Genomic DNA, 12,882 nt, shown 5'->3' with positions numbered 1-12,882 from the left:
TCCTCGCGCCTGAATCCTTTTGAAATCCGGTAGGTGAGAAAATAGGTTACGCGGCAGGCGCCCGGGTTGCCGAATTGATCCATCGAAAGGTGGACCAGCGCACCGATGAGGAAAAACAAGAAACCCGTGTTCGGGAAGACGAAAAAATAAAGAAGCGCGAGGGCAGCCAGAACGTCCCAGCCATGGAACAGGAGATACAGGCGGCGAAGTTTGAAGTCCGAGCGCTTCTTTGAATCGCTTGCCAGAAATTTGAGGCCCTTGGTAAGACCCTGATCAATGACATAGTCGAAGATATGATCAATGTCCTGGACAAAGCACCCCGCCCCAAGGGCCAGCGAGGTGGAGGGCTCTCCCGTCAACATATAGGTGCCTCCCCCTAGAAGGGCGGCGGAGGCGAGGTGGTGGTTGGGTCGCAAAATTAAACTCCGTTATGGGGCAGGATATTTTTTTGAAAAGGCGGTGTCGATAATCAGGGGGTCAGGATATCACGTCCACAATGTTGCCGCGTTGCTCGACGGTAGCGGTGGGCGCCTCTCGCTGGGCAATGGCTGGCGGGGTCTCGGACTCTACCTGAGGCTCGAAGCTGCCCCCGCTTGCGAAGACAGGGGTCGGGCGGAAGCGGAAATTGCCTATCCCCTGCGTTGCGGGAAAGCGCAGCTCGCCTGCGTTGATGATGTAGGCGGTGGGAGCGGCGCGAAGGGAAGCGTACTGAACCAAGGGTTGCCTCCTATAAAAAAAGATAAATTTAATATAGGAAGGAAGTCCTTGATTGTCGAGCGGGGAGGGCCTTACACGGCCGGACAATTCCGTTATTCGCCCGCCAGGCGGGCTTTTCTGTTGCGCGGGGCTATTTTGTGTTAATACAGGGTTGCCGGAATTTCGCGGTTAATCGAAATACCAAGACCGATATGTCTTATCTCGCGGCTGCCAGCAGGGCTGTGGATGCCGCCGCGATTTTACATCTGGAGGTTTCATGAAGATTAGTCAAGGCAAGCTCTCGAATGGCGTCCGTGTCGTGACGACAGAATTGTCGGACTCGGCTGCCGTTGCATTTCACATCTACTTTGGTTGTGGCGGACGCCACGAGCGCGACGAGGTCGTGGGTGTCTCCCACGCCCTTGAGCATATGATTTTCAAAGGAACGCCCACCCGAAGCACCCTCGACATCGCCCGCGAGATGGAGGGCAACGGCGCGGCCATCAACGCCAATACGGGCTCGGAGCGTACCTGTTATCACTTCAAGGCCCCGGCCGACGTGTTTGAGACCGTGCTCGACGTTTATGCCGATGCCGTGAACAACGCTCTTTTGGATGTGGATGAGTGGCATAGGGAGCGCAACGTCATCCTAGAAGAGCTAAAGATGTACGAAGATATGCCCCGCGCCTGGGTCTCCGAAATGCTTGAGACGATGATGTTCAACCTCCAGGTTGGCGTCATTGGGAGCAAGGAGACGATTAACGCCATCGAGCCCGAGCATATGCGTGAGCTTATCCGCGATTGGTACACGCCGGGCAACACGGTTGTCTCGGTCTCAGGGGGCGTGCCCCACGATGAGGTCATGCGGCTTTCCGAAAAATTCTTCGGCCAGCGCACAGGCGCTATCGATCAGGACGAGTCCCCGGCGCTGCCCACAGAGAGCAAGGGGCGCTACATCGAGCAGGTGCGCCAGACGGACCAGGTGAACCTGGCGATTGGTTTTCGCGCCTTTGGCGTTAACCACGACGATGCGCCTGCCCTACGATTGCTTTGCGACATTTTGGGCGGAAAGATGAGCAGTCGCCTGTTTACCGAGGTTCGCGAAAAACGCGGCCTCGCCTACAGTGTCGGCGCCCACCCTAGCCGTTTCTCGGACGCCGGTTTTGTCGAGATCAAGGCGGGTGTTGCCCTCGATAAGGCTAAAGAGGCCACCGAGGTTTCTCTCGCCGAGGCGGCGCGCATGAAAAACGAGACTGTGGGCGCCGAGGAACTTGCCGAGGCGAAGCAACACATCCGGGGCAATTTGCAGATTAACGAGAGCTCTGATTATTACGCCGGGCGCAACGGCTCTAGCCTCCTCATTCGCGGCAAGCTCTACACTGTCGAGGAGGAGATTACCGAGATCAATGCTGTCACGGCCGAGGACATACAGCGCGTTGCGGGCGATATCTTTCGCGAGGATAAAATGACGGCCTCGGTTGTCGCCGAGAAATCGTTTGAGAATGAGCTTAAGGACGCGCTTCATATTTAATTTTAAAAATCCAGACTCAAAAAAGCCGGAGCTGTGATGGCCCCGGTTTTTTTGTGCCTGGATATCTAATCGCGTGGGCTTTGGAGGCCTCAGGCAGCTGATTTTTTTATCTAGGCCGACCAAGGGTGATGTTTTCACTACTGAGGAGGGTCCAGGCGCTCGCCGTGTCCGCCCTGAGTTTGCCATTCGTCGTCGATACTTTTTTCCTCTATAATAAGTCCATCCTAAAGAACAACTCTTTTTTCGAAATGGCGGGGAGCTATAGGCCCTCTATTTACCTAGAGTGAGGATCGATATGGCAGATGATCAAGCAGCGGTACTAAGTCCCGAGGTGGTGGTGCAGGATTTGAAGGAAAACGGGGTTACCCACGTTGTTTGGCTCCCCGACAGCGAAACGAATTTTTTGTATGAGCTGATGGTGGCAGAGCCCAAGCTCGATCTCGTGCCGGTGGGCCGGGAGGGCAATGCTTTTGCGGCGGCGGCGGGCCTCTCGGTGGGAGGCGCGAAACCCGTTATTTTGATTCAGAACACCGGCATGATGGAATCTGGCGATTCGCTTCGCGGCTGGGCGCTGAAGCTGAATATTCCCGTGGTCATCATGATCGGGTATCGCGGCTGGACGCGCCACGGCAAAACCCCGGATACAGCAGCCATCTACATCGAACCTTTTTTAAATGCTTTCGGCATTAAATATTATCTGGTCGAAAATAATGACGACGCGGAGAGAATTACCTGGGCTTTTGCCGAGGCGGAAAAAACGCAGCGGCCCGTGGCGATTCTTTTTGGCGACGAATTCCACGGGTTCAACCAATATAAATAATCCCATCTCCCCCAAACGGGGGCGAATGGCTGGGAGATTTATCATGATGCGCACAGAGGATGTACTCAAAATTATCCACCAGTATCGCGGGAACGCCATCACCATTCCCGGTCGGGGCGGAAACTATTGGATCAAGATGAGCAAGATGCCTGAAAGGGATGTGGCCCTTGTTGCCGTCGCGATGGGGGGGCGTGCCTCGTTCGCACTCGGCCTTGCCATGGCCCGGCCCGAGGAAAAAATCATCTTGCTCGACTCAGAGGGTGACATATTGATGGGCATGAATTCCCTGGCGACCATTGCGGACAAGGCGCCGGCAAATCTGTACCACTTCATCTTGGATAACGAATGCTACGCCACGACCGGCGGGCAGCCGGTCCCGAACGCCAAAAAAATCCGCTACGACCTTATTGCGGAAGGGGCGGGCTACCCTTCTAGCTACGCCTTCGATGAACGCAAGGATTTCGAGAGCAATATCGAGGCGATTATGAGCAAGCCGGGCCCGGTTTTGGTGGCCGTCAAAATAGAACCCGAAGTACTCAACGAGCCCATCCAAAATCGCAAGCGCTGGCAAAACCGAACGAATGATGAGGTCATCGCCGATTTTCAAAAGGCTGTGGGCCCCCGGGTCGCCTGATCTCATCAGTCATATTCAAAAAACGCTTGAGGGTACTCTTCATATTTGATTCAAATACTTCCAATGAAAAAGCCGGGGCTCTTAGCCGCCCTGGTTTTTTTGTTTCAGAAATCATTCGAATTTGATATATATTGAGCCAACATTATCCATCTTGAACAGTTTTGCTCCCGCCCAAAAGAAGATGCCGTGTCCAATATCAAATTAAAAGGGCGGGACGCTCTCCGAGAAAAGTTTGTTGTCGTGGATCTGGAAACCACGGGACTTTCTCCCGAAAAAAACGCCATCATCGAAATCGGGGCCGTGAAATACGAGGCAGGAGAGGCCGAGTATGCCTCGATGGAGGCGGTTATTAACCCCGAGGTGTATATACCCGAAGTCATTACCCGCATTACGGGAATAACCAACGACATGGTGAAGGATTGCGGGATCATTGAGGAGGAGCTGCCTCATTTTATTGATTTTTTCGAGGACCTGCCGCTGGCGATTTTTAACGCGCCTTTCGACATGGGTTTTTTGAAGAAAAATGCCTTGAAAATCGGGGCCGCCATCGACAACCCGGTGATCGATGTCCTGCCTTTGAGCCGAAAGGCGTTTCCCGCCCTTCCGAATCACAAGCTTGTGACCTTGAAAGCGCATTTCGGCATCCGGGTCGATCAAAGCCACCGAGCGCTAGTCGATTGTCAGACAACGCTATCGGTTTATAATGAGTGCATTAAAAAAATGTTTGGCTGATGAGCATGGTGGCCGCGATGACACAGTGTGGCGGGTGGCTCAATCGCCTGGCTGTTTATCGGAACTTTTGGAATAATATTTGGCCGTTTCCCCATATACGATGGCGCTCAGACTAAGTAACCCGAGCAGGTTCGGGATGGCCATCGCTCCGTTCATGGTGTCGGCGATGTCCCAAATGAACTTTATTCCCACCGTATCGGAGGAGAATAACGCTCCGAAAACGATGACCACGCACCAAAACAACCTGTAGGGCAGTGAGGCTTGTATGCCGAAGAGATAGTCCGTGCATCGGAGCCCGTAGTAAGACCAAGCCAAAAGCGTGCTGTAGCCGAAAATGACCGAGCAGAAGGCCACAATCCACCCACCCGCAGGCCCTAAAACGGTAGTAAATCCTTTTGCTGTCATCGCCGTGCTGGTCAGCCCGCTCATCCAGGCTCCCGTCAGTATGATGGTGAGTGTCGTAATTGTGTTCACAACGAAGGTATCGATGAAGACGCCAAGCATGGCGATCGTCCCTTGGCGAACAGGCTCGCTGGATTTGGCCGCCCCGTGGGCGATTGAGGCGGTCCCGAGTCCCGCCTCGTTCGAAAAAATGCCCCTTGATACGCCGTAGCGTAGCGCCTGGGCCACTCCCGCCCCGGCAAAGCCGCCCGCTGCCGCATGACCGCTGAAGGCGCTCTCAAAGATGAGTGCGAAGGCAGCTGGCACATGATCAATTCGCACCAAGATGACCACTAACCCGCTCATCACGTAAATGATACACATGATGGGGACCATAAATTCTGCCACGCTGCCGATTCGCTGAATGCCCCCGATTATCACTGCATAGGTCAGTATGGCCAGGATAACGCCTGTGACGATGAGGGGGATGCCGAGTTCGGTCTTGAGCACAAGAGCCACAGAATTGGCCTGGACCATGTTGCCAATTCCGAAGGCCGAGATCGCTCCAAAGAGCGCGAAGAGCCATGCGAGCCATTTTCGATTCATCCCATGTTCGAGAAAATACATCGGACCACCCGCCATGGTGCCGTCCGGGAGTTGCTGGCGATACTTCGCCCCCAGCATGGCCTCAGCGTACTTCGTTGCCATTCCGACGATGCCTGTCAACCACATCCACACCGGGGCGCCAGGCCCACCCAGGGCAATAGCAGTTGCTACCCCCGCAATGTTTCCGTTTCCTACGGTGGCGGCGAGGGCCGTCATTAGTGCTTGGAACGGTGAAATATCACCCGGGGTATTTTGAATGTAGTCCAGTTTGGCCGCGCTCCGAAACATGAGACGTAGAGCGGTGCCAAATTTTCGGATTTGAATGAAATTGGTTCCGAAAGTGAGCCTGACGCCAGTCCCGATCAGGAGAAGCATCATCCATGGACCCCAAACGAAAGAATTGATTCCGGCGATGACATCGAAAAGGAAACTCATGGCTGCTCCTTTTATGTAAAGTGGGAACAAAAAAAAGGATGCCCGATAGTGCCGATAAGTATTAAGATAATACGCATCGTATCCGGTTTGAGTCATATTTTCAAGAAATCGAAAAAGAGTAAGCCATATTTGATAATTCTGGTGTACATATTTTCAAGAGTGCTTATCAAGAAAAAGTTGCCAACAAAAAAACCGGAGCCATTTGGCCCCGGTTTTTTATTGTTGTGCGTGAAGGTTTAGTCGCGCGAGGTGCCTAGTATCTGCGTGAGGTAGATGAACATCATGATGAAGTCGAGATAAAGCTCAAGGGCCGCCATAATCGAGGCGCGGCGGCCGGTCTCGTTGTTGGTGTCCTGGCTCAGGGCATAATTTCTCATCTTCTGGGTGTCGTAGGCGGTGAGGCCCGCAAAGATGAGAACGCCAAGCACGCTTATGGCGAAGTGAATTGCCGAGCTGGCCATGAAGATGTTGACGATGCTGGCGATGATGATGCCGAACAGGCCGACCATGCAAAAGTTGCCCACGCCCGAAAGGTCTTTTTTCGTGACGAAGGCAAAGATGGAAAGGCCAGCAAAGGCGCCTGCTGTGACGAAAAATGCCTGGGCAACCGAATCGCCCGTGTAGCGAAGGAGTAGGGTCGAGACGGTGACGCCCAAGGTTGCCGCGTAGGCGAGGAACATGGCCGCGCCTATGGCTGAGCCCTTCGATTTCATCACCGGGCGAATTGAGAAGACGAGTGCAAGCTGGACACCAATGACGAGGAACATAGAGAGCTGGCTGCCGAAAATAAAGTTGATGGCCGCCTCGCTCGATGCGATGTAGAAGGCGGATAGGCCGGTGACCGCGAGGCCTGCTGTCATCCATCCATAGACTCTTTGCATAAACGCTGCGGCATCGGCGCTTACAACATGCTGGCCGGTAGACTGAGCAAATTCTCTTGATCTCATTAAAAATACTCCTCCTGGTTCGATTAATCTTGATTCAATTAAAGAGGCCTGAGGGCAGGCCGCATACCAAAGACTTTGGTTTAGTTAAGACGCCCCAGGTTCCAGATTGCCGGTTCCGTTGGGTGCGCTTAGTTTCGTGAATTTAACCCTTTCATCCACTATAAGGCTAGTATATCGGAACTGGGTGGTAAATTGAGCCTGTAAATATGACAATTTGCCCCCTGTTGCCGAAATTGGCGGCTACAAATTGTTCCAATGGGACGGAAATGAGGGCGAGGATGCTCAGGCATCCGGTTTTTTTAATAACAATTGTTTCGAGTAACAATATGGCAACTGAAGCCGGGAGGTAGAGTGATGGCGAAAAAACAGAAACTAGATTGGTATTATCACCGGCCCAGTTGAACGACATGTGCCAAGGCGCGGGAGTTTCTCGCGAAAAAGGGAATAGAGGCGAGGGCAGAGAGCAATGCTAAAAAAGAGCGAATAGGCGAGGCCGGGGCGATCAATATTTTAAAACAGGTATCCGAGGTTTGGGCTGCGCGGGGAAAAAAAGCGGTCCACGTTTCGCTCGATGGCGGCAAGGGGGCGCAAGATGAGGCGCTTCGTCTTATCATCGGTCCCTCGGGCAACCTGCGTGCGCCGGCGCTTCGGGCGGGCGGCGTGCTCATTGCCGGTTTTCACGAGGAAACCTATCAAGAAATATTTAAGTAAAAACAGGTGTTGGTTTTTTGTCTGCGCCGGGTCGGTGGGAGTTGCGAGATTTTTTGTTTGGGCATCGCGCATGAGCGATGGAAATTGATTAGGGGCAGCGATTTTGGATAAGATAAGACAACTTAAATTATGGCCCCAAGAGCTGGGAAAGGATTGTACGCGTGCCTGGTAAGTCTCGAAAGAAAAAACCTAGAAAGTCGAATCGCGCACGCGGAACGAGGAAAAACAAGACAGCGAGCCCGAGTATTAAATCCCTTGAAAATTCTGCTATTGCCCTCCATCAAGGGGGGCGGCTCCCCGAGGCCGAAAAACTTTACCGACAAATTTTGACGCTCGATGAGAATCATGCCCTGGCGCTGAATCATTTGGGAATAATTCTTCAAATCGATGAGAAACACGAAGAGTCTTTGGCGTTTTTCAATCGTTCTGTCGAGATGGCCCCAGCCTCCCATGACTTTAGATTCAACAGGGGGCGCTTATTTGTCGAGATGGGCAGGAACGAGGAGGCGGCGGGGGACTACAGGGCGGCCATTGAGCTTAGCCCGCAATTCACAGCGCCCTTAATCAACCTGGGTATTCTTGAAATGGGCGCCGGGAACACAACGCAAGCCAAGGCCCTGTATCTCAAGGCGATTGAAATTCAGCCGGACATGATTGAGGCACATCTCAATTTGGGCACATTGTTTCTCGGCGAGGGAAACGCCCAGGAGGCCAGGCAATCTTTCGACACTGTCCTTCGTCTCGACCCGGGCAATCAGCCAGCCCGGCATCTGTTGTCTACACTGGCGGGGGATTCTCCTGAAACGGCCCCAAAGGAATTTGTTTCCAAGCTTTTTGATGATTATGCGGGAAGCTTCGAAACCCATCTCACCGAGGAGCTTGGCTACCAGTTTCCCCAAATGATCAGGGAGGCGGTGCCCCTCGTGTTGAATCGCGAGCCTGTATCGCTGCGCATTCTCGATTTGGGTTGCGGCACGGGTCTTTGTGGCCTCCTGTTCCGGGATATGGCTGAAACCTTGATTGGCGTGGATCTTTCGCCAGGGATGTTGGCAAAGGCGCGCGAGAAAAATGTTTACGATTCTCTGATTGAGGGAGATCTTTCAAAAGCGCTTGAGGCCGAAAGCGAATCGCTCGATCTTGTCATTGCGGCAGATGTTTTTATTTATGTCGGAAATTTGCGACAAGTTTTTTCAGGTTGCAGGGGTGCAATGAGCGCAGGCGCGCTCTTGGCTTTTTCCACCGAATATCTTGATGGCGAGGGGTTTGAGCTTCGCGCATCGGGAAGATTCGCTCATTCGACGAAATACATAGAAGCGCTGGCGGATGAATTTGGATTCTCCGTAGTTAAAAGAGAAGAAATCGCTATCAGAACGTCTAACGCCCAGCCTTTGGCCGGTAATCTTTATATCGTCTCCAAACAAGATTCGGTGGCAGCGGGCGCAACGAATGCCGAGGCCGTGAATAATTTGGGAGAACCGAAAAATTTCGATGATGCCCTCAATAAAGTATTTCAAGAGATTTTGGAGGAAAGGTATTCTGTCGCCGCTAGCGGGAGGGGATGGCTCTTTACCACCGTTCTTGACCATGCGTTTATCGATGGCGACCTGGAGAGCATGCCTGCCGTTAAGGTGAAAACCGGAGAATATGAAAAGCCCGTGGCAGAGGATATTGACGTTATCAAAGAGGCGTCGGTGTTTTTGGCGCGTATCGGCGATTGCGAGGACACCAAGAAAAAATATGAAATGATGGAAGAGATGGCGATGATGAATGTGCCGGTTTTGACATCAGATTCATTCGTGAACAGTGCGGATAGCGATTTGTATCGAGATGTTGAAGGAATTTTCGAGGGCGACTGTTTGAACGTAGTCATTGTCGGCGCGGGTTTGAGTGGTCTGGCTTTGGCGAGCGCGCTGAAGATGACCTTGCGGGGCAAGGTGAATGTCCTCGTAGTTGAAAACAGGATTTATGCCCAGCACCATAAATTACCCTACCGCCGAAGGTGGATCACGAATGTGCCCTTGGAGCTTGGGGACGGTCTTCTGGAGGATGAGATTATTGCCCTGATGGCTGCCGTGGGAAAGAAAAGTTATATCGGGGTGACGGTCAATGTTTTCGAGACGCTGATGCTTCTGTCCTGCCGGAGGATGGGGGTGAAGTTTTTATTTTCGGATAACTGTGATTTCTCGTTTCTCGAAAACAGCAAGGCGCAAGTTGTATTCAACGCCACGGGAAACAGGTTCAGGAAAATTTCATTTCCCGAGGTCGGGGCCCCTGCCATAGCAAAAGAAGTTGTTCCGACAAATGTGTTGCATATGCCCAACGAGGGCATTTCTGATTTTGGCGTGAAAATCGATTGGCCAAAAACGGCGCAAGAGATAACCGTTGAGTATCATGGCAATATTTTCATTCCCGTGCTGAATGGGCGGAGAATTAAATCTCCCATCGTTAAGGTGGGGCACATTCCTTTTCGGCTGTATCAGGGAATTTTGAATCTCGTTGCGGGTAATAATGCCGACAACAAAATTTATGTGTGGCCAGGGACATTGAAGGCGGAAATTAATCAAGTGATCGTTATCATTGGATTGCAAAGCAATGAATACGAAAATTTGTATAGAGAAATATCCTCGCCCGAGAAAATTGGCACCGTGTTGCAAAACCGCTTGTTGCTGGAGGTTTTCGATGAAAGGGTGGTGAGGTTGTTGGAATTCATTTCGGATCGTACCGATGCGGCGGACGATGTTGTCATGGAGCCGCCCTTTGTGTACGAGCCGTATCTAATTAAGTATCCAGGCGGGTTTGAAAAACTGCACGGCAAACCCGTTATTCCAATTGGGGACTCTATCTACAATGGCAATATGAAGATGGGGAACGGCATCAGCCCGCATCTGGGACATGTTAAGGACATAAAGAATTTGTTTGTAAAACATATGTTTTCTTGAATAAGAAAAATTTAAAGCCGCTTTTAAGGTTTTTTGAGTTTTGCCCCTGACTAAAAAAATGCCTCCTCTAGAAAGGAACGAGTCTTTTTTTCTGGTGGGCGAGGATCCCCATATCCAATAGGCTCCGTATGCGTTTGATATGCCGGAAAATCCTCGGGCTATGTTTTTACCATGGTCAACATCATTTTTAATTTTTTGATTGCCTTTAAGGAATGAGGCTCTCCGGCGGGCATGATGATCATTTCGCCCGCTTTCAGAAGGTGGGTTTTGCCCGAAATGGAGATTTCAACCTCGCCTTCAAGAAGCTGGACGAGCGCATCATAGGGCGCTGAGTGCTCGCTTAACCCCTCGCCCTCGTCAAAGGCGAAAAGCGTAACCGAGCCGCCATTTTCATTGACGAGCGTCCGGCTGACGACGCTTCCCGCCTGATAGTTCAACAGCCCAAGGGGATGAATCACCTCCGCCTTGAGACTTTTGGAGCCCTCTTTGCTCTCTTCCACAAGTTCATCTTCCCGTTATATTCCACCTTCTTGCCGCCCCCTGCGGCCCCTTTGAACCCGAATAGAAGAGGCTTCAACCATGGGCGAGCCAAAAAAATCGTCAGGTTGCCCGAATATCCTGCAGTTTTGACTCAAATTCCTGCTTGTCGATTTCGCCCTTAGCATAACGGTTTTTCAAAATCTCTTCCGCCGCATCACCTCTGCTTGTAGGAACAGAAGTTGATCCGCCCGAACCGCCCCAGAGCCATCGAATCAAGGCAACGACTCCGGCGATGATCAGCCCCCAGAAAATCAGCATGAACAACATCATCCCTATCCCCCAGGCCCCCCACATGTAATGCATGCCGTAGCCCATGGGGCCGTGTCCCCAGGTCCCCTGGCCCAAGTCGCCGGGATTCGCCGAGGCGAGCGTGGCGAATGGCATGAGCGAAAAAAGAAAAGCGACTGTAATCATCAATGATTTTTTCATGGCTTGGGATTCCTCTGTGAAACCTGTGTCTTGATAGATTGGCCGAACCGATGTTTCCGCTTTTTTGACGGTGCAGGTTCCATCGGTGGCCCCGTACCGCTAAAGTGACGGGGAAAGGTGGGTCTTTATGCTTTTTCGTTTTTCGCTTTACGGATTCTTGAAGAACCAGACATATTTTGAGCCGTTTTTGATTCTCGCTTTCAGGGAAAAGGGTTTGTCGTTTTTCCAGATCGGGCTGCTGATCGGGTTTCGGGAGGTGTGCGTCAACCTGTTTGAGGTGCCGAGCGGCGCGGTGGCCGATTTGTATGGCCGGCGGCGGGCGGTGATTTTTTCCCTGTCGGCCTACATCGTCTCGTTTTTGATATTTGGTTTTGCCGCCTCGCTGGCGGCCCTGTTCGGGGCGATGTTTGCCTTTGCGCTGGGCGATGCGTTTCGCTCGGGGACGCACAAGGCGATGATTTTCGACTGGCTGCGAGAGCAGGGCCGCGAGGATGAGGGCGTGAGGGTTTATGGTTTTGCGCGCCTGTGGTCGAAGATGGGCTCGGCGCTGTCGGTGGTGATTGGAGGGGCGTTTATTTTCTCGGGCGCAAGCTACAGCGATGTTTTTTTTCTGGCGGTGATTCCCTATCTGCTGGGCATCGTGAATCTTCTGGGCTACCCGGCAGAGCTGGATGGAGCGAATCGCTCGGGGGCGCAGCGCCCGAGCGTGACCGGCCCGAGAGAGATTCTGGCCGTGGTTATTTCTCATTTGAGAGGGGCGCTTAAAAGGGTGGTCACGGTTGCCCCGCTTCGCCGGGTTGTGGGCGAGTCGATGGGTTTCGATGGCGTCTACAAGGCGGCCAAGGATTATATTCAGCCGGTTATTCAACAGATGGCGCTTGGCCTCGCGGTTCTGGGTGTCTGGGAGGGCCGCCAGCGGGTCGCTGTTCTGGCGGGGGCCGTTTATTTCGTGTTGCACCTGCTTGCGGGCGCGGCGAGCTGGGGCGGATACAGGTTGAGCGCCGTGGTGGGCGGCGAGGAGCGGGCGGCGCGGCTGATATGGGTGGCCTCGTGTGCGCTCTATGCAACGCTCGCGGCGGGGCTGGCCCTGGGCCACATGGCGGTGGTCATCGCGGCGTTTATCGGGCTGGCGGTGGCGCAGGGTTTCTGGCGGCCGATTTTGATTAGCCGGGTGAATATCGAGGCGGCGCCCGATCCGGGGGCCACGGTGTTCTCGATTGAGGCGCAGGCGAAATCGCTGTTTGCCATGGTGCTGGCGCCAGCGATTGGCTTTGCGGTGGACCATCTGGGTCTTGCGCCGGTGGGGCTGGCGGGGGTTATCGTGGCGCTGCCTTTTGTGGTGAGGGGTTTAATTCAATCAGGCGCAAGCGCCGCACCGGCGGGCGCCGCACCGGCGGGTGCCGCACCGGCTGTGTCAGTGGCTGGGCCAGCGGCTGTGCCGCCATCAGAGAATTTGGGTAAGGCTCTCGATTAGAGTTCTT

At 53.1% G+C, this 12,882-nt stretch carries 13 protein-coding genes; 6 read left to right on the top strand and 7 right to left on the bottom strand.

Annotation, left to right across the window (positions count from 1 at the left end; translation table 11 throughout):
- Together HOJ95_07105 and HOJ95_07100 are read right to left on the bottom strand one after the other, a co-directional pair.
- Window positions 1–416: hypothetical protein (locus HOJ95_07105; protein MBT6394456.1), on the bottom strand; the 416-nt coding region annotated here is incomplete at its 3' end.
- Between the two features lie 61 nt (window positions 417–477).
- The gene (locus HOJ95_07100) at window positions 478–717 is read right to left on the bottom strand and encodes a hypothetical protein (GenBank protein ID MBT6394455.1); all 240 of its coding nucleotides are present in this window, start codon (window positions 715–717) and stop codon (window positions 478–480) included.
- A gap of 256 nt (window positions 718–973) precedes the next feature.
- Here HOJ95_07100 and HOJ95_07095 point away from each other — a divergent pair, with 256 nt between their 5' ends.
- The 4 genes from HOJ95_07095 (at window position 974) to HOJ95_07080 (ending at window position 4,413) form a co-directional block, all read left to right on the top strand.
- On the top strand, window positions 974–2,227 hold the full coding sequence (locus HOJ95_07095) for an insulinase family protein (protein ID MBT6394454.1): 1,254 nt from the start codon (window positions 974–976) through the stop codon (window positions 2,225–2,227).
- Between the two features lie 295 nt (window positions 2,228–2,522).
- Complete coding sequence (locus HOJ95_07090; GenBank protein MBT6394453.1) at window positions 2,523–3,047, top strand: hypothetical protein; 525 nt, start codon at window positions 2,523–2,525, stop codon at window positions 3,045–3,047.
- Window positions 3,048–3,090: 43 nt separating this feature from the next.
- Complete coding sequence (locus HOJ95_07085) at window positions 3,091–3,681, top strand: hypothetical protein (GenBank protein MBT6394452.1); 591 nt, start codon at window positions 3,091–3,093, stop codon at window positions 3,679–3,681.
- Window positions 3,682–3,867: 186 nt separating this feature from the next.
- The gene (locus HOJ95_07080; GenBank protein ID MBT6394451.1) at window positions 3,868–4,413 is read left to right on the top strand and encodes a hypothetical protein; all 546 of its coding nucleotides are present in this window, start codon (window positions 3,868–3,870) and stop codon (window positions 4,411–4,413) included.
- A 39-nt stretch (window positions 4,414–4,452) separates the two neighbouring features.
- Here the strand turns inward: HOJ95_07080 and HOJ95_07075 are convergent, their stop codons facing one another.
- The 3 genes from HOJ95_07075 to HOJ95_07065 form a co-directional block, all read right to left on the bottom strand.
- Window positions 4,453–5,835: a sodium:alanine symporter family protein gene (locus tag HOJ95_07075; GenBank protein MBT6394450.1), complete on the bottom strand. Its 1,383-nt coding sequence runs from the start codon at window positions 5,833–5,835 to the stop codon at window positions 4,453–4,455.
- 236 nt (window positions 5,836–6,071) lie between these two features.
- On the bottom strand, window positions 6,072–6,782 hold the full coding sequence (locus HOJ95_07070) for a Bax inhibitor-1/YccA family protein (protein MBT6394449.1): 711 nt from the start codon (window positions 6,780–6,782) through the stop codon (window positions 6,072–6,074).
- A gap of 510 nt (window positions 6,783–7,292) precedes the next feature.
- A complete protein-coding gene (locus tag HOJ95_07065) occupies window positions 7,293–7,463 on the bottom strand; it encodes a hypothetical protein (protein ID MBT6394448.1) in 171 nt (56 codons plus the stop codon).
- 191 nt (window positions 7,464–7,654) lie between these two features.
- Between HOJ95_07065 and HOJ95_07060 the strand changes: the two genes are divergently transcribed.
- Window positions 7,655–10,432 carry a tetratricopeptide repeat protein gene (locus HOJ95_07060; protein MBT6394447.1) on the top strand — a complete coding sequence of 926 codons (2,778 nt, stop codon included), beginning with the start codon at window positions 7,655–7,657 and terminating at the stop codon, window positions 10,430–10,432.
- A gap of 158 nt (window positions 10,433–10,590) precedes the next feature.
- Here the strand turns inward: HOJ95_07060 and HOJ95_07055 are convergent, their stop codons facing one another.
- Together HOJ95_07055 and HOJ95_07050 are read right to left on the bottom strand one after the other, a co-directional pair.
- A complete protein-coding gene (locus HOJ95_07055; GenBank protein ID MBT6394446.1) occupies window positions 10,591–10,932 on the bottom strand; it encodes a cupin domain-containing protein in 342 nt (113 codons plus the stop codon).
- A 100-nt stretch (window positions 10,933–11,032) separates the two neighbouring features.
- Complete coding sequence (locus tag HOJ95_07050) at window positions 11,033–11,356, bottom strand: SHOCT domain-containing protein (GenBank protein MBT6394445.1); 324 nt, start codon at window positions 11,354–11,356, stop codon at window positions 11,033–11,035.
- 172 nt (window positions 11,357–11,528) lie between these two features.
- Here HOJ95_07050 and HOJ95_07045 point away from each other — a divergent pair, with 172 nt between their 5' ends.
- Window positions 11,529–12,875: an MFS transporter gene (locus HOJ95_07045; GenBank protein ID MBT6394444.1), complete on the top strand. Its 1,347-nt coding sequence runs from the start codon at window positions 11,529–11,531 to the stop codon at window positions 12,873–12,875.
- Window positions 12,876–12,882 lie beyond the last annotated feature (7 nt).

The organism is Nitrospinaceae bacterium, assembly GCA_018669005.1.
Taxonomy (GTDB): domain Bacteria; phylum UBA8248; class UBA8248; order UBA8248; family UBA8248; genus UBA8248.
Note: the sequence above shows the minus strand (reverse complement) of the source record. Positions and strands in the feature narration are given on the sequence as shown.

Coding starts and splice junctions, on each gene's coding strand:
- HOJ95_07095 (MBT6394454.1), top strand. CDS start 974: ATGAAGATTAGTCAAGGCAAGCTCTCGAATGGCGTCCGTGTCGTGACG.
- HOJ95_07090 (MBT6394453.1), top strand. CDS start 2,523: ATGGCAGATGATCAAGCAGCGGTACTAAGTCCCGAGGTGGTGGTGCAG.
- HOJ95_07085 (MBT6394452.1), top strand. CDS start 3,091: ATGATGCGCACAGAGGATGTACTCAAAATTATCCACCAGTATCGCGGG.
- HOJ95_07075 (MBT6394450.1), bottom strand. CDS start 5,835: ATGAGTTTCCTTTTCGATGTCATCGCCGGAATCAATTCTTTCGTTTGG.
- HOJ95_07070 (MBT6394449.1), bottom strand. CDS start 6,782: ATGAGATCAAGAGAATTTGCTCAGTCTACCGGCCAGCATGTTGTAAGC.
- HOJ95_07050 (MBT6394445.1), bottom strand. CDS start 11,356: ATGCCATTCGCCACGCTCGCCTCGGCGAATCCCGGCGACTTGGGCCAG.
- HOJ95_07045 (MBT6394444.1), top strand. CDS start 11,529: ATGCTTTTTCGTTTTTCGCTTTACGGATTCTTGAAGAACCAGACATAT.